Below are 20299 nucleotides of genomic sequence, written 5' to 3'. Positions count from 1 at the left end.
CCCTCTTCCAAGGGGAGAGGGAACTGACCGAGGTGTTCTTTCGAGTTACGCCGACGTGAAATACCGAGTCGAACTCAGGTTTGGAAAGGCACCCAAATCGGCTCCCTTTCCCCCTCTCCCTGAGGGAGAGGGCTGGGGTGAGGGGGTTGGATTTCAGCCACCCAACAATTCGAGCAGACATGAAAAAGGCGCCCTTTGACAGGCGCCTTTTTCACGGCCGGAATATATGTCGCTACTCCTGTGGCGAGGGAATGTTATCCCCGATCAACTGCGTACGGTCGCCGTCAGTTCTATGCCTGCTCGCCACCAAGCCTCATTCACCACCACGTGAACGTTCGGTAACTCGACTTAGAACTTATAGCCCAAACCGACCATGTAGATGAACGGATCCACATCGACGTTGACCCGAGCGCGAGTGCCCGGCGCAACGGCGTTGTTCTCGACGGTGGCGCGGGTGTCGATGTCGATGTAACGCACTTGGGCGTTGAGCATGATGTTGTCGGTCAGCATGTAGTCAGCACCGACCTGCCAGGCCAGGCCCCAAGAGTTTTTCGCCTTGAAGTTGCTGAAGCCGTTGGCGCTGGCTTCGCTGCCGACGTGCTCGTCATAGATCCAGGTGTAGTTGATACCGCCGCCGACATACGGCTGGAACGGTGACTTCGAATCCAGCGGGTAGTACACAACGCTGAGAGTCGGCGGCAAGTGTTTCAGGGTGCCGAGCTTGCCGTTGGCCGCTGGCAGGGCGGTGCCCTTGAGTTTGACGTCATGCTCGAACGGCGTGGCCGCGAGCAGCTCGAGGCCGACGTGATCGGTGAGCATGTAAGCGAAGTTCAGACCCAATTGGGTGTCGCTGCTCATGGTCGCCTTGCCGCCCAGATTGGTGCCGCTCAACGGACCCTGATCGACCTTGACGCTGGAGCTGTCGGCCTTCGGGTTGACGGTGATCGCACCGGCACGGATGAGGATGTCACCGGCTTCGTGGGCGTGGGCGAGCGGGGCTGCGAGCGCGAGGGCAAACAGCGAGGCGCTGAGCAAGGACTTGTTCATGGGGGCTCCGAAAGGACGTTAAAAGTTTCTGATGTCCTATGGTACGAAGCCAACTGATACGGTCTTTTGACTCAGCTCAATGAAACAGTGAAGTGGGAAGGTTTTGTGGAACCTTTGCCGGCCCCTTCGCGAGCAAGCTCGCTCCCACAGTGATCGAGTCGACCACAGAATTTATGGTCGCCGCCGAAACCTGTGGGAGCGAGCTTGCTCGCGAAGGGGTCATTGCAAACGATAAACAACTGCCGGGGTTACTCCGGCAGCTCATACACATAAATCTTGTCCGCATCCATCTGATACCCGGCATCCGCCAGTTCGCTGCTCGACGCCTTGACCTGCAACGGCCCCTCGACCCAATACGGCTGATACAGCTCATCGAGCTTCACGCCCAACTCGCTTTTCACATGCACAATCTGGTTCGACGGCGGTGGCGGCACGTGGATGCAGGCGCCGAAATACGGCACCAGCAAAAAGTCCGTGGTGCGTCCTTCTTCATTGACTTCCAGAGGCACGATGTAGCCCGGCAAACGAATGTTCTGCCCGTCGAGTGATTGCACCACCGGCGCGTCCGGCAGGTCCTGCTTCGCCGCTGGCGCGGACTCGGCAGACAACGCATCGCCCATCTTCGATAGGTCGTGCAGCGGCGTCATGTTCGGCACTTCCGGCGCGGCGTCCGGTGGAATCATTTCCGACCACGTCAGGTCTTTCGGCGCTGCTGCCCACACGGGCAGGGCGATCAGCAACAGCAGCGCGAGTGCGGCGCGGGGCATGGTGAACATCCTCATAAACGGATCGACAGGCCATCGGCCAATGATTGGCGATAAGCGCGCCAGGCCGGCACGCTGCCCATCAGCAGCGCGGCCGCCAGAATGCCACCGAGCAGCGTCCATTCATACTCGCTCGGCCACGCCAGCGGCAGATACAAACCGTAATTGGCCTGCACGTAACCCTGCGCGGCGGCGATGCCGATGTACAGCAACGCCAGACCTGCGATGACGCCGGTCAGTGCCAGCGCGAAGGCCTCCAGCACCAGCAGACTCGCGATGTGCCACGGCCTTGCGCCGACCGAACGCAGAATCGCCATCTCGCGGCGACGCTCGTTGAGGCTGGTGAGAATCGCCGTGAGCATGCCGATCAAACCGGTCAGTACAACGAACAGAGAAACCACGAACAGGGCTTTTTCGGCGGTGCTCATCAGGCTCCACAACTCCTGCAACGCCACGCCCGGCAGGATCGCCAGCATCGGTTCGCCACGGAATTCATTGATCTCGCGTTGCAAGGCGAACGTGGAAATCTTGCTGTTGAGGCCGAGCATGAACGCGGTGATCGCTTGCGGCGTCAGGTCCATGTTGCGCGCTTGATCGGCGGTAATCCTCCCATTGCCCCGCGCCGGCACGCCGTTGTGCCAGTCGATGTGGATCGCCTCCATGCCGCCGAGGCTGATGTGCAGCGTGCGATCGACCGGGGTGCCGGTGCGCTTGAGAATGCCGACCACGGTGAACGGCTTGTCATCGTGTTTGACCAGACTGATTGCCGCCACACCGTGGGCCAGCACCAGTTGGTCGCCGAGTTTGTAATGCAGCGCATCGGCGACTTCTGCGCCGAGCACCACTTCAAACGGATCAGTCGCGAAAGCGCGACCGTCGGCCAATTCCAGATGCTGCTGGCGACCGTACTGGTAATGCTCGAAATAGGCTTCGGTGGTACCCATCACCCGGTAGCCGCGATGGGAGTCGCCGAGGGACATCGGGATTGCCCACTTCACTTTCGGGTTGCTGGCGAAGTGTTCGAAGCTGTCCCAGCGGATGTTGTTGGTGGCGTTGCCGATGCGAAACACTGAGTACAGCAGCAGGTTCACCGAGCCGGAGCGGGCGCCGACGATCAGGTCGGTGCCACTGATGGTACTGGCGAAACTGGCTTTGGCTTCGGTGCGCACTCGTTCAACGGCGAGCAGCAGGCATACCGACAGGGCGATGGCAAATGCGGTCAGTAGCGCGGTAAAGCGGCGGTTGGCCAGGCTGGCCATGGCCAGACGAAACAGATACATCTCAGACCTCGGCAGACGTGGCGGCGCGATTGAGTTCGGCCAGGGACAAGTGACGGTCGAACAGCGGCGCCAGGCTTTGGTCGTGGCTGACGAACAGCAGACTGGAACCGGCCTCGCGGCATTCGGCGAACAGCAGGCGAATGAAGTTTTCCCGGGCGTCGTAATCCAGCGCCGAGGTCGGTTCGTCGGCGATCACCAATTCTGGCTGGCCGATCAATGCGCGTGCGGCGGCGACCCGCTGTTGCTGGCCGATCGACAGTGAGTCAGCACGGCGGCTGAGGATGCTTTCATCTTTCAAACCCAAATGGGCGAGCAAGGTAGCGGCGGCCTGATCGACGCTGCCGTGGCGTTGTTTCGCCCGCTGAGCCCGCAGTTTCGAGAAGTGGCACGGCAGCTCAACGTTCTCGCGGACCGAGAGAAACGGCAGCAAGTTGAACTGCTGGAAAATGTAGCCGGTGTGATCGACACGGAAGGTATCGCGGGCGCCGGCGGAGAGTTCGGTGAGTTCCTGGCCGAGCAGGCGAATGCTGCCGCGACCGGGCTTCTGCACGCCACCGAGCAGGCCGAGCAGGGTGGTCTTGCCGCTGCCGCTGGGGCCCTTGAGGAACAGGGTTTCGCCAGCTTCCAGGCGAAACGCCGGGATGTCCAGCAATGGCGGATGACCGGGCCAGTTGAAGCCCAGGTCGGACAGTTCGATGAGTGCTTGGGTCATGGCACCAGTTTCGTGAGGTGAACACATAACCCCTGTGGGAGCGAGCTTGCTCGCGAAAGCGGTAGATCAGTCAATCCAGAGGCGCCTGACGAATCGCATTCGCGAGCAAGCTCGCTCCCACAAGGGTGTTTCGGTGAGGCTTAGAATTTCAGCGCGGCAGCCTTGGCCGTCACTTCAGTACCTTGCTGGCCGCTGGCGCTGATCAGTTGTACCTGAATTTTCTGCGTCGCCGGGAAGGTCTTGAAGACGTTCGCCAGATCCAGAGTCTTCAGCGCGCCCGGTGTGGCGCAGTTGAACTGATAATGCGCGTGGATTTCGCTGTGGTCATGGTGATGCTCATGACCGTCCTTATCCGCTTCATCGTCGTCATGGTCGTCGGCATCCGGCTTGTCGCCGAAGAGCGGGCTTTCCAGTTCCTGACTGACCACTTTGCACCCGGCGGCGGCAGGGAGGCTGAACAGGGCCAAGGGTTTTTCCAGTTGCGCACGGGCAGCGGCGACCTTGGCCTTGTCGGCATCCGAAGTGGCGACGTGCTCGAAACCCACGAGGTTCATCGCCGGGCTTTCCAGCTCAAGCTCCAGGGTCTGGCCATCCAGCGCCGCGTTCAAGCGACCGACGCCGTGTTCATGCGCGCCAAGGCTGCCGTGTTCATGATCGTGATCGTGGTCATGCTCATCAGCCGCGTGGGCGATGGCCAGCGGCAACAGGGCAAACGGCAAAGCGAGCAGCAGACGACGCATGGCGGTTTCCGGGAAGTAAAGTGAAGAGTTTGTTATGTAATCTTATAACGAAAGTGCGCAGAGTTTGCCCGTGCGCTTGGCGTTGCACAAGTCCCGTGGGAGCATGCAGGTCAGAAAAGTGCAGGAGCGAACTCAATGTTGCGGATACGCGGAACCGTCGGCGACGTGCCGGTGGACTTGACGGTAGAGCTGGATGACAACGACTGGGCGAAGCTCGGTTCGGCGCTGAATGGGCAGGCACCGGTTGCGCAATCTGAGGCGGTCGCATCAGCGCCAGCGGCGAAACCGCTGAGTCAGGACGATGCGTTGTGGCAGGTGGCCAGGGACCTTTTGCGCAAGGCCGGGCAGCTCAGTGGGCCGGATCTGCTCGATCAACTGGAAGGGCTGACCGGCAGCGCGGCGGCGGGCAAGCGCTTGCTGGTACGCCTGCGCCATAGTTCGGACGTGAAGGTGGTGAGCGGCGGGGATACGCCGCTCTACAGCTGGATCGAATGAGCGCTTAGTACAGCGCCGCGAACATCTTGCGGCGGTACACCGTCACCAGCGGGTGATCGTTGCCCAGCAGCTCGAACACCTGCAGCAGGGTCTTGTGCGGCAGACCTTCGCCATAGCTACGGTTGCGGATAAACAGCTTGAGCATCGCCTCAAGCGCCGCTTCGTATTGCTGACGCGCCAGTTGCTGGATCGCCAGTTGATACACCGCCTCATCGTCCTGCGGATCTTTCGCCAGGCGCGCTTTCAAATCGGCGGCATCCGGCAGGTCTCGCGCCAGACCGAGGAACTTGATCTGCGCCTTGGCCCCGGCCAGCGCGGCTTTGTGTTCATCGCTTTTGACCGCATCCAGCACGGTTTGCGCTTCGTCCAGTTCGCCGCGCTCGGTCAGGCAACGCGCGTATAGAATCAGTGCCTTGGCGTTGGTGTTGTCTTCTGTGAGCATCACCACCAGCGCCGCTTCGGCATCGGCGTAACGGCCGTCATCGAACAACGCCTGAGCCTGCTCGAACGGATCGGCGGCGGCCGGCGGTGGCATTTTTACGTGCGGCTCAAGCAAGGCACGCACGGCGGATTCCGGTTGCGCGCCGGCAAAACCGTCGACCGGTTGGCCGTCCTTGAACAGCACCACGGTCGGCAGGCTGCGAATACCGAAACGGGCGACGATGTCCTGCTCGATGTCGCAGTTGACCTTGGCCAGCAGCAGTTCGCCCTGATAGCTCTCGGCAATGCCTTGCAGCATCGGCATCAGCGCCTTGCACGGCGCACACCAGTCGGCCCAGAAATCCACCAGCACCGGTTTATTGAAAGAGGCCTCGATCACCGACTGGTCGAAATCGGCCGTCGTGGCGTCGAAGATGTACGGCGTTTGCTCACTCATGGGGGATCTCGTCAAAGCGTGGATGGGGCAACTATACGGCTTGGCGGGGTGTGGCCGGAAGCGGTCAGCCTTTGAGAGGTGTGTTGCATGGGCGGACGCCTTCGCGAGCAAGCTCGCTCCCACATTGGATCTGTGTCGTTCACAAAACCCCTGTGGGAGCGAGCCTGCTCGCGAAGCTTTTAGCTAGCGCTGCGCATGGTAGAGGCTGACATGTCTGAATTCTTCCGGCTCAGCCAGATCCGGCAACGTCATCGCCTCCAGCATTTCAATCCGCTCATACAACGGATGCCTAAAATCCCGAACCCGCGAATCCGCCACCAACGCCTCACGGCCCCGGCTTAAAAACGCATCGAGCAACGGCAGATTCGCCCGGTCATATAACACGTCCGCCACCAGAATCAGATCAAACCGATCCGCCTCGGCAAAGAAATCCGTCGAGTAGCTCATCTGCACATCATTAAGCTCGGCATTCGCCCGGCACGCGGCAATCGCCAGCGGATCGAGATCGCACGCCACGACTTCCAGCGCGCCGGCCTTCACTGCCGCGATCCCGGCAATTCCGGAACCGGCGCCGAAATCCAGCACGCGCTTGCCGCGCACCCACTCCGGGAATTCCGCCAGATACCGTGCCACCGCCAGACCGCTGGCCCAGCAGAAACCCCAGTACGGTGGCTCGTGCAGAATTCGCTGAGTTTCTTCCTGGCTGAATTGGCGATCCATGTTGTCGCCATCGATCAGCCATAGCTGTAAATCAGTGTCCGGCAACGCACAGATCTTGAGTCTGGCGTCGCCGAGCAATTCACCCAACGCCCGTTGCAGGTCGAGCGGTGCGGTCATGGTGCTTTGACAAATTGCAGCTGGCCCAACGCCTGAGTGGTCGGCTGGCTGATGGTTTGCGACGGCAGATGCAGGATCAACTGGCCGGACTGACTGGCGCGACCGCGCAGCTCAACCCGCGCCCCGGCCGGGAATGCATCCGGGTTGAAGCGCAGGCGGAAAGGCAGGATCTGGTTATTGCCGATCAGGCTGGAGCTGGCGAGCAATTGTTGCGGGCGATCCTTTGCATCGATCACCAGCAGCGCCAGTTCGACTTCGGCACCGGCCGGCACACCTTGCAGGGTGCCGCTCAGTTCCCGTTGATAGGCCGGCAGCGGGCCAAGGTCGGCGGCCTCTTTGGCTTTTTTCTGCGCCTGTTGCGGGGCAGGGCCCGGTGTTGGCGGCTGGGGCTTGGGTGCATCGCTGCCGCAGGCCACCAGCAGGCTGAAAAGACTGAGCAAAACGAGCGGACGTAACGGCATTGGATGCTCCAGCAAAATGAAATCCATGGATCAAACGATCATGCCGTTCTGTATACCGCAAACCCTATGGCTTGTCTTGCCACCGGGATGCGCTACCATGGCCCTCCCTTTTTTTGTTGCCAGCCACCATGCACTGTCCCTTCTGCGGTGCCAACGACACCAAGGTCATCGACTCGCGTCTGGTCGCCGAGGGCGAACAGGTGCGCCGTCGGCGTGAATGCCTGGCCTGCGGCGAACGTTTCACGACGTTCGAGACGGCCGAACTGGTGTTGCCGCGCCTGATCAAAACTGACGGCAGCCGCCAACCGTTCGACGAAGAAAAACTCCGTGCCGGCATGCAGCGCGCGCTGGAGAAACGTCCGGTGAGCGTCGAGCGCCTCGAATCCTCTCTGGTTCACATCAAGCACAAGCTGCGCGCCACCGGCGAACGCGAGGTCAAATCCCTCGTGGTCGGCGAACTGGTCATGGCTGAATTGCAGAAGCTTGATGAAGTCGCCTACATCCGTTTCGCTTCGGTGTACAAGCGCTTCCAGGACCTCAACGAATTCCGCGAAGAGATCGACCGCCTCGCCCGCGAACCGGTGAAAGAATGACCAGCGTCGCCGAGCAGGCCATCCTCGACGCCCACTTTATGGCGCGTGCGCTGGAACTGGCGCGCAAAGGTCACTACACCACCCATCCCAATCCTCGGGTTGGCTGCGTGGTGGTGCGCGACGGGCAGATTGTCGGCGAAGGCTGGCATGAACGCGCCGGCGAACCGCACGCCGAAGTCCATGCCCTGCGCGCCGCCGGTGAGCTGGCCCGGGGCGCTACCGCTTACGTGACCCTCGAACCGTGCAGCCACCATGGCCGCACGCCTCCGTGCGCCGATGCACTGGTGAATGCCGGTGTCGGCCGAGTCGTGACGGCAATGCGTGATCCGAATCCGCAAGTCGCCGGACGTGGTTTGCAGCGTCTGGCCGATGCCGGCATCGCCACTGAAAGCGGTGTGCTGGAAGCTGAGGCGCGCAAGCTTAATCAAGGCTTTCTGAAGCGCATGGAACACGGCTTGCCGTTCGTGCGGGTCAAGTTGGCGATGAGCCTCGACGGTCGCACAGCGATGGAAAGCGGCGAGAGCCAATGGATCACCGGCCCGGCCGCGCGTTCGGCCGTCCAGCGTTTGCGCGCCCAGGCCGCCGTGGTCCTGACCGGCGCCGACACCGTGCTGGCCGATGGGGCGCGCTTGACTGTTCGCGCTGACGAACTCGGTCTGGACAGTGAGCAAACCGCGCTGGCCATGAGCCGACCGCCGCTGCGGGTGTTGATCGACGGACGCCTGCGTGTGCCGCTGGATGCGCCGTTCTTCAAGGCTGGCCCGGCGTTGGTCGCCACCTGTGTCGCGATCGAAGAGCAATATGCCCACGGCCCTGAATGCCTGATCGTGCCGGGTGACGACGGTCAGGTCGATCTGCATCAATTGCTGATTGAGCTGGCCAATCGTGGCGTCAATGAGGTGCTGGTCGAGGCCGGCCCGCGTCTGGCCGGCGCTTTCGCTCAGCTCGGTCTGGTCGACGAATTCGTGATCTTCATCGCTGGCAAGTTTCTCGGCTCTTCGGCGCGTCCATTGCTGGACTGGCCGCTGGCTTATATGAAGGACGCGCCGGAGCTGAAAATTACTGAAATTCGCGCGGTGGGCGATGACTGGCGAGTCACTGCCATCCCTGTCCTTTCGGCGAGCGTATAATTCCCGGCCATCGCGTTAGCGCTGGCTTAGTTCTCAAGGAGAACCCCATGTTTACCGGCATCATCGAATCCATCGGCAGTATCCGCGCACTGACCCCAAAGGGCGGTGATGTGCGGGTCCACGTCGCCACCGGCAAGCTCGACCTGAGCGACGTCAAACTCGGCGACAGCATCGCGGTCAACGGCGTCTGCCTGACGGCGGTTGAGCTGCCGGGCGACGGCTTCGCTGCCGACGTCAGCCGCGAAACCCTCGACTGCACCGCCATGAATGATCTGAAAAGCGGCAGCCCGGTCAATCTGGAAAAAGCCCTGACCCCGACCACCCGTCTCGGCGGGCACCTGGTCAGCGGCCACGTCGACGGTGTCGGCGAAATCGTCTCGCGCAGCGACAATGCCCGCGCCGTGGAATTTCGCATCCGCGCGCCAAAAGAGCTGGCCAAATACATCGCCCACAAAGGCTCGATCACCGTCGACGGCACCAGCCTGACCGTGAACGAAGTCGATGGCGCCGAGTTCATGCTGACGATCATTCCGCACACCCTGAGCGAAACCATCATGGCGTCGTACAAGCCTGGGCGCCGGGTGAATCTGGAAGTCGATTTGCTGGCGCGCTATCTGGAGCGTCTGCTGCTCGGCGACAAGGCTGCCGAGCCAAGCGCTGGCGGCATTACTGAAAGCTTTCTGGCCGCCAACGGCTACCTCAAATCCTGACTGAAGGGGGTGCCTTGTGGCGCTCAATAGCATCGAAGAACTGGTTGAAGACATCCGCCAAGGCAAGATGGTCATCCTCATGGATGACGAAGACCGCGAGAACGAAGGCGACCTGATCATGGCCGCCGAATGCTGCCAGGCCGAACACATCAACTTCATGGCCAAGCACGCCCGTGGTCTGATCTGCATGCCGATGAGCCGCGAGCGCTGTGAACTGTTGAAGCTGCCGCTGATGGCGCCGCGCAACGGTTCCGGTTTCGGCACCAAGTTCACCGTGTCCATCGAAGCCGCCGAAGGCGTCACCACCGGCATCTCCGCTGCCGACCGTGCGCGCACCGTGCAAGCGGCTGCCGCCAAGGACGCCAAGGCTGAGGACATCGTCAGCCCGGGCCACATCTTCCCGCTGATGGCGCAGGCCGGCGGCACCCTCGCTCGCGCTGGCCACACTGAAGCCGCTTGCGACCTCGCGCGGATGGCCGGTTTCGAGCCAAGCGGGGTGATCTGCGAAGTGATGAACGACGACGGCACCATGTCTCGTCGCGCTGAGCTGGAAGCTTTCGCTGCCGAGCACAACATCAAGATCGGCACCATCGCCGACCTGATTCACTACCGGATGATCCACGAACGTACCGTTCAGCGGATTGCCGAGCAGCCACTGGACAGCGAACTGGGCCAATTCAACCTGGTGACCTATCGTGATTCGGTGGAAGGCGACGTGCACATGGCCCTCACGTTGGGCACTGTTTGCGCCGAAGAGCCAACGCTGGTTCGCGTGCACAACATGGATCCGCTGCGCGACCTGCTGATGGTCAAACAACCGGGCCGCTGGAGCCTGCGCGCCGCCATGGCGGCGGTTGCCGAGGCGGGCAGCGGTGTCGTGCTGTTGCTCGGTCACCCGCTCGACGGCGACGTGTTGCTGGCGCACATCCGCGAAACCGGTGATCAGGCCGCGCCGAAAAAGCCGACGACTTACAGCATCGTCGGTGCCGGTTCGCAGATCCTGCGTGACCTCGGCGTGCGCAAAATGCGCCTGATGTCTGCGCCAATGAAATTTAATGCGATATCCGGTTTCGATCTGGAAGTTGTAGAATACGTGCCCTCCGAATAATGACCGGTTGTTTCCGGACTCCGATTCGCGGCAAATAAATCACTGAGGGACGCGTAGCAGACGCGTCCCGGCTCTTTAAGAGAACTGACGAATGACCCTGAAGACCATCGAAGGTACCTTCATCGCCCCTAAAGGCCGCTACGCTTTGGTAGTGGGCCGTTTCAACAGCTTCGTGGTTGAAAGCTTGGTCAGCGGTGCAGTTGATGCCCTGGTTCGCCACGGCGTGAGCGAAAGCGACATCACCATCATCCGCGCACCTGGCGCCTTCGAAATCCCGCTGGTTGCGCAGAAAGTCGCCCAGAAAGGCGAGTTCGCAGCCATCATCGCCCTCGGCGCGGTCATTCGTGGCGGTACTCCGCACTTCGAATACGTGGCAGGCGAGTGCACCAAGGGTCTGGCCCAGGTGTCCATGGAGTTCGGCGTGCCGGTCGCGTTCGGCGTCCTGACAGTTGATTCCATCGAGCAAGCCATCGAACGTTCCGGCACCAAGGCCGGTAACAAAGGTGCCGAAGCTGCCCTGTCCGCTCTGGAAATGGTCAGCCTGCTGGCGCAGTTGGAGGCCAAGTGATTAGCGACGAAAGCGATCGTTTCAACCCGCGCGAACCGCGTCCAACGGACGCCGGCAAGCCTTCGAAAAGTGAAAAGCGCCGCGCTGCCCGTCAGTTGGCGACGCAAGCGTTGTACCAGCGCCACATGGCCAGTACTTCGCTGAACGAAATCGAAGCGCAGTTTCGCGTCGACAACGATTTCACCTTCGCCGATGCCAGCTACTTCCACGACATCCTGCACGGTGTTCCGGCCAATCTGACCGAGATCGACACTGCGCTGGCGCCGTGCCTGGACCTGACCATCGAAGAGCTGGACCCGGTTGAACTGTGCGTACTGCGCCTGTCGACCTGGGAACTGCTCAAGCGCGTCGACGTGCCGTACCGCGTGGTGATCAACGAAGGGATCGAACTGGCGAAAGTCTACGGTTCCACCGACGGTCACAAGTTCGTCAACGGCGTGCTCGACAAGCTGGCCCCGCGCCTGCGTGAAGCTGAAGTGAAGGCGTTCAAGCGCTGAAACGCGCTTGATACTTCAATGGGCGAGTTTGAGCTGATCCGTAACTTCTTCGCCGCCGCGCCTTGTGCGCAGGGCGGCGAAGGCGTTGCCCTCGGGATTGGCGACGACTGCGCCTTGCTCGCTGTTCCTTCCGGGGAACAGTTGGCTATTTCCACCGATACGCTGGTGGCCGGTGTGCATTTCGCCGACCCCTGCGATCCGTTTCTGCTCGGTCAGCGTTCGCTGGCCGTTGCGGTCAGCGACCTGGCCGCCATGGGCGCCACGCCCGTTGCCTTTACCCTTGCGCTGACTGTGCCGACGGTGACCGCCGATTGGCTGCAAGCCTATGCCGGCGGTTTGAACCGTATGGCGCAGAGCTGCGGTGTTGCGCTGGTGGGCGGCGATACCACGCGTGGGCCATTGAGTCTGACGGTCACCGTGTTTGGTCGTGTGCCTGAGGGTCAGGCATTGACCCGCAGCGGTGCTCAACCTGGGGACTTGCTGTGTGTCGGCGGTGAGCTGGGCAATGCTGCCGGCGCCTTGCCACTGGTGCTCGGTCAGCGTGAGGCCGAAGCACACATCGCCCAACCGTTGCTCGATCATTACTGGTCGCCACAACCGCAACTAGCCCTCGGCCAAGCGCTGCGTGGCAAAGCCACGTCGGCGCTGGATATCTCCGATGGCCTGCTCGCCGATTGTGGCCACATCGCGCTGGCGTCGAAGGTGCGGCTTGAAATTGAACGCGAGCGCGTACCGCTGTCGGATGCTTTAGTGGCCTTTCTCGGCCAGCGTGGTGCTGAACGTGCCGCGTTAAGCGGTGGCGATGATTACGTGCTGGCCTTCACACTACCGTCCGTCGAGTTGCCGGCGCTGCTGGCCGATGGCTGGCCGATCCATGTGGTCGGTCGTGTGTCAGAAGGTCAGGGCGTGGTCCTGCTGGACCGTGAAGGGAAGGACATCACCCCGCAAATCCGGGGCTATCAACATTTTCAGGAGACACCGTGACAGATCACCCGAAACAGGTTCCGGCCGAATTCGTTCCGCCGTCTGTCTGGCGCAATCCCTGGCATTTCCTCGCGTTCGGTTTCGGTTCCGGCACCTTGCCCAAGGCGCCGGGCACGTGGGGCTCGCTGGTTGCGCTACCCTTTATCCCGTTGTGGCAGATGTTGCCCGACTGGGGGTACTGGCTGATGCTCGGGATCACCATGCTGTTCGGCTTCTGGCTGTGCGGCAAGGTGGCCGACGATCTGCGGGTACACGACCACGAAGGTATCGTCTGGGACGAAATGGTCGGGATGTGGATCACTCTGTGGCTGGTGCCGGAAGGCTGGTACTGGTTGCTCGCGGGTTTCCTGGTGTTCCGGTTCTTCGACATTCTCAAGCCGTGGCCGATCCGCTGGATCGATCGGCATGTGCATGGCGGCGTAGGGATCATGCTCGACGACGTGCTGGCCGGCGTGTTTGCCTGGCTGGCGATGCAGGGACTGGTGTGGATTTTCGCCTGATTCCAAGGGATATCAGGGTCAAGTGAGGGGACTAGGGATGGCTCGACGCTGGTTGGCGTTAGTGATTTTGGCTCTGCTGAGCACCGTGGCCGGTGCGCAGGAGGCTGCGCCGACGCCGGCGGTCATCCATCTGGCCAGCGAAGACTGGGAAGACTACACCGCCGCCGACGGCCATGGTCTGGGCTGGGATGTGTTGCGCAAGGTGTTCGAGCCGGTCGGTGTGAAGCTGGATATCCGCACTGTGCCCTACACCCGTTCGGTCGGGCTGGTGCAGTTGAAGGAAGTTGACGCGCTGGTCGGCTCCTACCGCGACGAAGCCGAGCAGGTGTTGTATCCGCACTGGAATTTTGATTCCGACCACATCTATGCATTGGGCCTGGCGAGCAATCCGGTACCGACCCAGGCGACGCTGGGCAAATATCGACTGGCCTGGGTGCGCGGTTATCGTTACGAAAGCTACCTGCCGAATATCAAGCGTTACAACCAGATCGAGCGGCGTACCGGAATTCTGTCGATGCTCAAGCAGGGCCGCGCGGATTACTACATCGATGCCCTGACCGAGATTGAAGCGGTGGTGAAAACGGCGGCGGATGCGACGCAGTATCGCTATTCGCATCTGATCGAGTTGCCGCTGTACCTCGGCTTCGCCGACACCCCGCAAGCCCGGGCGCTAATGACGCTGTATGACCAGCGAATGGAGCAGTTGGTGAAGAGTGGCGAGTTGAAACCGGTCTTCGAGAAGTGGAAGCAGCCGTATCCGTTCACCTCGAACTGAAGGCCTGCAAAAATCCCCTGTAGGCCTTCGCCTGCTCGCGATGGCGGTCTAACTCAAACATTGATGTATCTGACACACCGCTATTGCGAGCAGGCTCACTGGAGCTGCGGCGTCCATGAGGTAGTTATCAAACTTTTTGATCGTTATGCCCGATAATTCAGCCTAAGCGTCTGCAGGAACCTGCTGTTACAATGCCGGCCTGCGAATTTTCAGACTCTTTAGATCAGGAGCACACCGGTGCCTGTCGTCTTTGTCGCCGCTTCCAAGCTGCCAACACCTTTTGCGCAATTCACCATGCACGGTTTTCTCGATGAAGCCACCGGCCGCGAGCACGTCGTGCTGAGCCTGGGTGAAATTGCCGACGGTGCCCCGGTACTCGGCCGGTTGCACTCCGAATGCCTGACCGGCGATGCCTTGTTCAGCCAGCGCTGCGACTGCGGCTCACAACTCGAAGGCGCACTCAAGGCCATCGCCCGTGAAGGCCGTGGCGTGTTGCTCTACCTGCGTCAGGAAGGTCGCGGTATCGGTCTGTTGAACAAGATCCGTGCCTACGAGTTGCAGGACGGCGGCGCTGATACCGTTGAAGCCAACGAGCGTCTGGGCTTTGCCGCCGACCAGCGCGATTACGCCATGTGCCTGCCGATGCTCGAGCATCTGGGCGTGAAATCCCTGCGCTTGATGACCAACAATCCACGCAAGGTCAAAGCCTTGACCGACATGGGCATCACCGTCGCCGAGCGCGTGCCGTTGCATACCGGCCACAACCCGCATAACAAACTCTATCTGGCGACCAAGGCCAGCAAGCTCGACCACATGATGGGCAACGAGCATCAGGGCGAGGTCGATCGCGCGTGACGCGGGGCCAGGTGCGGCGCCGGTTGTCCGTCGACTGGTGGAAATATCTGACGCTGGCGCTGGCGCCGCTATTTGTATTCAACGCATTGTTCGGTCAGGGCGAAGGCATTCTGCCGGTGCTGGCGATGCCGTTCTTTATTGCCGGCGTAGCATCGATGTTTGTCAGCCTGAAGTTTTTCGGCCGCTACAAACACGCGCTGATCGCCACGCAAAAAGCCCTCGATACTCCGGATGAACCTGCCGCGTGGATCGCCCTCGCGGCGCGCCGTCGCACTGCGTTTCTGGCGGCAGCCTTGCCGGCGTGGATCGGTGCGTTGGCGGTGTTTGTCGGTCTCGAAGCCGTACCGTTGATGTTGTTGGCGCTGTCCACGGCGGTGCTGTTCTACCTCTACCGTATTCCGCGTCAACTCGGCTGATGCGCCGTCTCTGGCTGGCGGTTCTGCTGCTGGCCGTCTCGGCTCAGGTGCTGGCGGGCTTACGGGTTGTCAGCCTCGCGCCGTCCCTTTCTGAAATCGTTGTTGAGCTGGATTCGGCTGACCTGTTGGTCGGCGTGCTGGATGCCGGTGAGCGGCCGGCTGAAATTGCCAGCATTCCGTCCGTTGGCCGCTATGGCCAACTCGACATGGAACAGCTGCTCAGCCTCAGGCCTGATTTGTTGTTGCTGTGGCCCGGCAGTGTCGGCCCGGCGCAGCGCGATCAGCTGAAGCGTCTGGGCATCCCGACCTTTGTCGCCGAACCGCATTCCCTCGAACAACTCGCCGCGCAGATCGAAGCCATTGCCGCGCAATTGGGGCGACCTGAGCGTGGGCGCGCGCGGGCGACGGCATTGCGCAAACAACTCGCAGAGCTACGCCAGCGCTATCGCCGGGACGTGCCGTTGCGGGTGTTTTATCAGGTCTGGGACAAGCCGCTGTATACCGTGGGTGGCGGGCAGATCATCAGTGATGCGCTGGAAGTGTGCGGCGCGCGCAATGTGTTCGGCGATCTGAGTTTGCCAGCGCCGCAGGTGAGTATTGAGGCGGTGTTGCAGCGCGACCCCGAAGTGATTCTGGCTGGGGATCAGGCGCAGCTCGAAGCGTGGAAAACCTGGCCGCAGGTAGCAGCAGTGAAGCAGGGGAAACTACTGTTGGTTACCGATAAAGGCCTTGAGCGCCCCAGCGGCCAAATGATCGGTGCCACCGCCAAGCTCTGCCAGTTGATCGCGCCTGACCGCTGAAACCGGGGTGACTTCTTCGCGAGCAAGCTCGCTCCCGCATTGGTTCTATGGCCAGCTCACAATGTGTGGTTGGGCTCGATCTACTGTGGGAGCGAGCTTGCTCGCGAAGAGGTCAGCCAAAATACTGCAAATCTCAGATCAAAGCTCAGGGGTCCAAGTGACCCCAAACATCCACACCCGACCTTCCTCGCGATAGTCATACTGGCTGCCGTCATAGCTGTAATTCGCCCGGCTGTAGCCTTTGTCGAAAACGTTATCGACCTTCAGATCCAGCTGGATCTCGCGGTTCAGCGCCCAACTGCTGCGCAAGCCGAACAGCGCATAGCCGCCCAGCGCCTGCGTATTGTCCTTATCGTCATAACTGCTGCTGACCGCCTGCCAACTGGCGCCGAGGCTGATTTGGTCAAACTGACGATCCAGATCCCAGCTCAATGTGCGCCGCGCACGCCGCGCCAAGGTGTGGCCGCTGTCGCGATCGCGCGGGTCGATGATCGCCACGCCCAGATTGCTCTGCCAGTCGAACAGTTCCTGTTTCAGCGCCGCTTCAAAACCATTGATTCGCGCCGAAGCGACGTTCTCCGGGCGTGAGTTGCTGCCAAAAATGATCGCGTCTTCCAGATCCGTTCGGTAAATCGAGGCTTCGAGGCGGCTGCTGTCGGTCAACTGGCTGCGCCATTGCAGCTCATAGCTTTTCGAGGTTTCCGGCTTCAGATCAGGGTTACTGAAATCCGGGTAGTACAGGTCGTTGAACGTCGGCGCGCGGAAACCTTCGCTGTAGCTGAGCAGCAGATCGTTGTCCGGGTTCAGCGGCAATGTGAAGGTGCCGCTCCAGGTGTTCTGGCTGCCGAACTGTTGGTTGTCGTCGTGACGCAGACCGAGTTCAGTGGAGAAGCTGTCGGCCTGATAACGATGCTGGATAAACGCCGCCCGGTTCCAGCGGCTGTCCTCGTCGAACGCGGTGCTGCTGTTGACCCGGTCTTCGTACCAGTCACCACCGAGAATCAGGCTGTTGCGTGCATCCAGCGTCAGGTCGTTCTGCCAGTTCACCGAGTCGCGGTAGGTGTTGAACACCGTGCGTTCGTCGCTGAGTTTGTCGAGGGTCTTCTCGCGGTTTTCGGTGTGGCCGAACTCGACACGGGTTTTCCAGGTTTCGTTGACCCGCGCATCGACGTAACTGCTGACGCTACTGACGTTGAAAGCGCTGTAGGGCTGCTGTTGCACCGACTCGAACGTGGTCGTGTCGAAGCGACCGAACGGGTTGTCGAACTCGCTCTTGCCACGGTTATCCAGCAGATTGGCGCCGATTTCGATGTCATCGGTCAGCGCATGGCTGAGGCTCAGGCTGACGGATTTATTACGGTAGGCATCGTGATCGCCATCGCTTGGGTACGACTCGTGAGTGCGGTCAATCCCGGCGGTTTCATCAAGGCTGGCGCCGAGGTTGAAGCGGGTTTGCTCATCGCCACCGGACAAGCCGAGGCTGCGCTCCCACGTCTGGTTGCTGCCGAAACCAACGTGCATCCGTGGCTGCAAACCCTGCCCAGTGCCGCGTCGGGTGAAAATCTGAATCACCCCGCCAATCGCATCGCTGCCGTAAATCACCGAACGTGAACCGCGCAGCACTTCCACGCGTTCGATCTGCTCGATGTTCAGATGCTGCAGATTGCTGTCACCAGACGTCGAACTGCCGATGCGCTGGCCGTCGACCAACACCAGACTCTGCGCCGACTGCGTACCGCGAATGTAGATCCCCGGCAAACTGCCGCGCCCGCCGGCCTGCGCCACTTGCACACCGGGGACACGACGCAGCAGATCCGGCACGTCGCTCGGTTGCAGGCGGTCGATGTCTTCGCGGGTGAACACCGTGTTGGCGGCGCTGCTGTCGTTGCGGGCTTCGACCTGGCGGTTGGCGGAGATCAGCATGTCTGGCAGTTTCAGTGCTTGATCACGCTCGAAGGTATCGGCGAGGGCGTTGGCGGATGGCAGCAGGAAGAAAGGTAGGGCGAGGCGCGAGAGTTTCATCGGGCAGTCCGTTGATGCGTAGGGCGAATTCAATTTTGAAAGTTCATAAACCACTGTGGGAGCGAGCTTGCTCGCGAATGCGGTGTGTCAGTCATGAATAAGTCGACTGACAATCCGCTTTCGCGAGCAAGCTCGCTCCCACAGGGTGTTGCACTGCTATTGCGATTACTTGTTGAGCAACTCCAGACGCTGACGAATCGACGCTTCGATCCCGGCCTCATCCAGCCCGCACTCGGCCAGCATCTGCGCAGGCTTGGCGTGCTCGACGTAGATATCCGGCAAGCCCAGATGCAGCATCGACTTGAGGATGTTCTCACGCGCCAGGAACTCGCCGACCGCGCCACCGGCGCCGCCCATGATCGCGTTCTCTTCGAGGGTCACCAGCAACTCATGGCTGTCGGCAATCTCGCGCACCAGCGCTTCATCAAGCGGTTTGACGAAACGCATGTCGACCACAGTGGCATCCAGCTTCTCGGCAACTTTCAGCGCTTCGGTCAGTTGTACACCAAACACCAGTACGGCGACTTTGCTGCCCTGACGACGGACGATGCCCTTGCCGATTTCGATCGGTTCGAGATCTTTTTCAATGGTCGCATTCGGACCATTGCCGCGCGGGTAACGCACTGCCGCCGGGCCGTTGTACAGGTGGCCGGTGGTGAGCATTTTGCGCAGCTCGTTTTCATCGCTCGGGGTCATGATGACCATGCCCGGGATGCAGCGCAGGTACGACAGATCGAAGCTGCCAGCGTGCGTCGGGCCGTCTTCGCCGACCAGACCGGCGCGGTCGATGGCGAACAGCACGTCGAGGTTCTGCACTGCAACGTCATGCACTAACTGGTCGTAACCGCGCTGGAGGAACGTCGAGTAGATCGCCACCACCGGTTTTGCGCCTTCGCAGGCCATGCCGGCAGCGAACGTCACCGCGTGTTGCTCGGCAATCGCCACGTCGAAATAGCGCAGCGGGAAACGTTCACTGAACGCAACCAGATCCGAGCCTTCCTTCATCGCCGGGGTGATCCCGACCAGACGTGGATCGGACGCGGCCATGTCGCACAGCCACTCGCCAAACACCGCCGAGTACTTCGGCCCGCTGGCCTGCTTCGGCGCGGCGGCCGGAGCGTCCAGTGGTTCCAGTTTGGTGATGGCGTGGTAACCGATCGGGTCGACTTCCGCCGGGGCGAAGCCTTTGCCTTTCTTGGTGACGATGTGCAGGAACTGCGGGCCTTTCAGATCGCGCATGTTGCGCAGCGTGGCGATCAGCGTGGGCAGGTCGTGGCCGTCGATCGGGCCGATGTAGTTCCAGCCCAGCTCTTCGAACAGGGTGCCGGGGACCAGCATGCCTTTGGCGTATTCTTCGGTGCGACGGGCAATTTCCCAAGCGCCCGGCAGGCGCGACAGGACTTTCTTGCTGCCTTCTCGCATGCTCGCGTAAGTGCGGCTGGAAAGGATCTTCGCCAGATAATTCGACAGACCACCGACATTGCGCGAGATCGACATGTCGTTGTCGTTGAGGATCACTAGCATGTTGGCGTTCACTTCCGGCGCATGGTTCAGCGCCTCGAAAGCCATGCCGGCGGTCAACGCGCCATCACCGATCACTGCGATTGCCTTGCGATCGCTGTTCTGCAGGCGGGCGGCAATGGCCATGCCCAGCGCAGCGCTGATCGAGGTGCTGGAGTGGCCGACGCCAAAGGTGTCGTATTCGCTCTCGGAACGACGCGGGAAGGCTGCAATGCCGTCCTTCTGGCGCAGGGTGCCCATACGCTCGCGGCGACCGGTGAGGATCTTGTGCGGATACGCCTGATGACCAACGTCCCACAGCAGACGGTCGTCTGGCGTGTCAAAGACGTAATGCAACGCGATGGTCAGCTCGATCACGCCCAGGCCGGCACCGAAATGCCCACCGGTCTGACCGACCGTGTAGAGCAATTCCAGGCGCAACTCATCGGCCAGGGTTTCCAGCTCGGCTTCGCCTAACCGGCGCAGGCCGTCCGGCGTGTTCGCGCGGTCGAGCAGGGGCGTGGTCGGGCGCTTGCGGGGAATCTCATGAAACGTCGTGGGCATCAGGCGAATCGTTATAGGTATAGAAGATGCGGCAGTTTACCTGATGCATCGCCCCCTGCCCACG

The 20299-nt window shown here is 61.2% G+C and carries 23 protein-coding genes; 13 read left to right on the top strand and 10 right to left on the bottom strand.

All coding sequences use genetic code 11. The features are described 5' to 3' along the window. Positions 1-348: 348 nt before the first annotated feature. The 5 genes from ACZZ0G_RS08230 to ACZZ0G_RS08210 all read right to left on the bottom strand — a co-directional run bounded on the left by ACZZ0G_RS08230 (position 349) and on the right by ACZZ0G_RS08210 (position 4543). Positions 349-1047, bottom strand: coding sequence for an OmpW/AlkL family protein (locus ACZZ0G_RS08230; RefSeq protein WP_007910962.1), 699 nt, complete (start codon positions 1045-1047; stop codon positions 349-351). Between the two features lie 248 nt (positions 1048-1295). Then, the gene (locus ACZZ0G_RS08225; protein ID WP_095114090.1) at positions 1296-1814 is read right to left on the bottom strand and encodes a DUF3299 domain-containing protein; all 519 of its coding nucleotides are present in this window, start codon (positions 1812-1814) and stop codon (positions 1296-1298) included. Positions 1815-1825: 11 nt separating this feature from the next. Further along, positions 1826-3091, bottom strand: coding sequence for an ABC transporter permease (locus tag ACZZ0G_RS08220; RefSeq protein WP_463555854.1), 1266 nt, complete (start codon positions 3089-3091; stop codon positions 1826-1828). 1 nt (position 3092) lies between these two features. Continuing rightward, positions 3093-3803: an ABC transporter ATP-binding protein gene (locus tag ACZZ0G_RS08215; RefSeq protein ID WP_016984101.1), complete on the bottom strand. Its 711-nt coding sequence runs from the start codon at positions 3801-3803 to the stop codon at positions 3093-3095. 140 nt (positions 3804-3943) lie between these two features. Then, positions 3944-4543 carry a DUF2796 domain-containing protein gene (locus ACZZ0G_RS08210; RefSeq protein ID WP_007910957.1) on the bottom strand — a complete coding sequence of 200 codons (600 nt, stop codon included), beginning with the start codon at positions 4541-4543 and terminating at the stop codon, positions 3944-3946. 135 nt (positions 4544-4678) lie between these two features. On the opposite strand from ACZZ0G_RS08210, the gene ACZZ0G_RS08205 reads away from it, so the two are divergent. Further along, a complete protein-coding gene (locus tag ACZZ0G_RS08205; protein WP_463555853.1) occupies positions 4679-5038 on the top strand; it encodes a hypothetical protein in 360 nt (119 codons plus the stop codon). Positions 5039-5042: 4 nt separating this feature from the next. On the opposite strand, the gene trxA is transcribed toward ACZZ0G_RS08205, so the two are convergent. The 3 genes from trxA to ACZZ0G_RS08190 all read right to left on the bottom strand — a co-directional run bounded on the left by trxA (position 5043) and on the right by ACZZ0G_RS08190 (position 7213). Then, positions 5043-5915, bottom strand: coding sequence for a thioredoxin (gene trxA / locus ACZZ0G_RS08200; RefSeq protein WP_463555852.1), 873 nt, complete (start codon positions 5913-5915; stop codon positions 5043-5045). Positions 5916-6098: 183 nt separating this feature from the next. Continuing rightward, positions 6099-6752, bottom strand: a complete 654-nt coding sequence (locus tag ACZZ0G_RS08195) for a class I SAM-dependent methyltransferase (protein ID WP_463555851.1) — start codon at positions 6750-6752, stop codon at positions 6099-6101. Next, entirely contained in the window at positions 6749-7213 is a 465-nt protein-coding gene (locus ACZZ0G_RS08190) for a YbaY family lipoprotein (protein WP_463555850.1), read from the bottom strand. The genes ACZZ0G_RS08195 and ACZZ0G_RS08190 overlap by 4 nt, the downstream gene beginning before the upstream one ends. A 128-nt stretch (positions 7214-7341) precedes the next feature. On the opposite strand from ACZZ0G_RS08190, the gene nrdR reads away from it, so the two are divergent. The 12 genes from nrdR to ACZZ0G_RS08130 all read left to right on the top strand — a co-directional run bounded on the left by nrdR (position 7342) and on the right by ACZZ0G_RS08130 (position 16149). Beyond that, positions 7342-7806 (top strand): transcriptional regulator NrdR, encoded by a 465-nt coding sequence (gene nrdR / locus ACZZ0G_RS08185; RefSeq protein WP_007910946.1) that lies wholly within the window; start codon positions 7342-7344, stop codon positions 7804-7806. Continuing rightward, a complete protein-coding gene (ribD, locus tag ACZZ0G_RS08180; protein WP_463555849.1) occupies positions 7803-8936 on the top strand; it encodes a bifunctional diaminohydroxyphosphoribosylaminopyrimidine deaminase/5-amino-6-(5-phosphoribosylamino)uracil reductase RibD in 1134 nt (377 codons plus the stop codon). Before nrdR ends, ribD begins: the two co-directional genes overlap by 4 nt. A 47-nt stretch (positions 8937-8983) precedes the next feature. Next, positions 8984-9646 (top strand): riboflavin synthase, encoded by a 663-nt coding sequence (locus ACZZ0G_RS08175; protein ID WP_150694725.1) that lies wholly within the window; start codon positions 8984-8986, stop codon positions 9644-9646. A 16-nt stretch (positions 9647-9662) separates the two neighbouring features. Further along, complete coding sequence (gene ribBA / locus ACZZ0G_RS08170; RefSeq protein ID WP_034153727.1) at positions 9663-10754, top strand: bifunctional 3,4-dihydroxy-2-butanone-4-phosphate synthase/GTP cyclohydrolase II; 1092 nt, start codon at positions 9663-9665, stop codon at positions 10752-10754. A gap of 91 nt (positions 10755-10845) precedes the next feature. Next, positions 10846-11322 (top strand): 6,7-dimethyl-8-ribityllumazine synthase, encoded by a 477-nt coding sequence (ribH, locus tag ACZZ0G_RS08165; RefSeq protein WP_003228649.1) that lies wholly within the window; start codon positions 10846-10848, stop codon positions 11320-11322. Beyond that, positions 11319-11819, top strand: a complete 501-nt coding sequence (gene nusB, locus ACZZ0G_RS08160; RefSeq protein WP_158834241.1) for a transcription antitermination factor NusB — start codon at positions 11319-11321, stop codon at positions 11817-11819. Before ribH ends, nusB begins: the two co-directional genes overlap by 4 nt. Positions 11820-11837: 18 nt before the next feature. Next, a complete protein-coding gene (thiL, locus tag ACZZ0G_RS08155; protein ID WP_463555848.1) occupies positions 11838-12803 on the top strand; it encodes a thiamine-phosphate kinase in 966 nt (321 codons plus the stop codon). Beyond that, positions 12800-13303, top strand: coding sequence for a phosphatidylglycerophosphatase A family protein (locus ACZZ0G_RS08150; RefSeq protein WP_007910933.1), 504 nt, complete (start codon positions 12800-12802; stop codon positions 13301-13303). Before thiL ends, ACZZ0G_RS08150 begins: the two co-directional genes overlap by 4 nt. Positions 13304-13340: 37 nt before the next feature. Further along, positions 13341-14078, top strand: a complete 738-nt coding sequence (locus ACZZ0G_RS08145; RefSeq protein ID WP_463555847.1) for a substrate-binding periplasmic protein — start codon at positions 13341-13343, stop codon at positions 14076-14078. A gap of 237 nt (positions 14079-14315) precedes the next feature. Further along, entirely contained in the window at positions 14316-14933 is a 618-nt protein-coding gene (gene ribA / locus ACZZ0G_RS08140) for a GTP cyclohydrolase II (protein WP_016984117.1), read from the top strand. Beyond that, positions 14930-15349: an MFS transporter gene (locus tag ACZZ0G_RS08135; RefSeq protein ID WP_463555846.1), complete on the top strand. Its 420-nt coding sequence runs from the start codon at positions 14930-14932 to the stop codon at positions 15347-15349. Before ribA ends, ACZZ0G_RS08135 begins: the two co-directional genes overlap by 4 nt. Further along, positions 15349-16149 (top strand): cobalamin-binding protein, encoded by an 801-nt coding sequence (locus ACZZ0G_RS08130; RefSeq protein WP_463555845.1) that lies wholly within the window; start codon positions 15349-15351, stop codon positions 16147-16149. The genes ACZZ0G_RS08135 and ACZZ0G_RS08130 overlap by 1 nt, the downstream gene beginning before the upstream one ends. A 138-nt stretch (positions 16150-16287) precedes the next feature. Here ACZZ0G_RS08130 and ACZZ0G_RS08125 read toward each other — a convergent pair whose 3' ends face one another. Further along, a complete protein-coding gene (locus ACZZ0G_RS08125) occupies positions 16288-18171 on the bottom strand; it encodes a TonB-dependent receptor domain-containing protein (RefSeq protein WP_463555844.1) in 1884 nt (627 codons plus the stop codon). A 165-nt stretch (positions 18172-18336) separates the two neighbouring features. Further along, complete coding sequence (dxs, locus tag ACZZ0G_RS08120; RefSeq protein WP_463555843.1) at positions 18337-20235, bottom strand: 1-deoxy-D-xylulose-5-phosphate synthase; 1899 nt, start codon at positions 20233-20235, stop codon at positions 18337-18339. Between the last annotated feature and the right edge of the window lie 64 nt (positions 20236-20299).

The sequence above is a fragment of the Pseudomonas sp. AC169 genome, from assembly GCF_979258515.1.
This window is presented reverse-complemented; position numbering and strand designations above follow the sequence as displayed.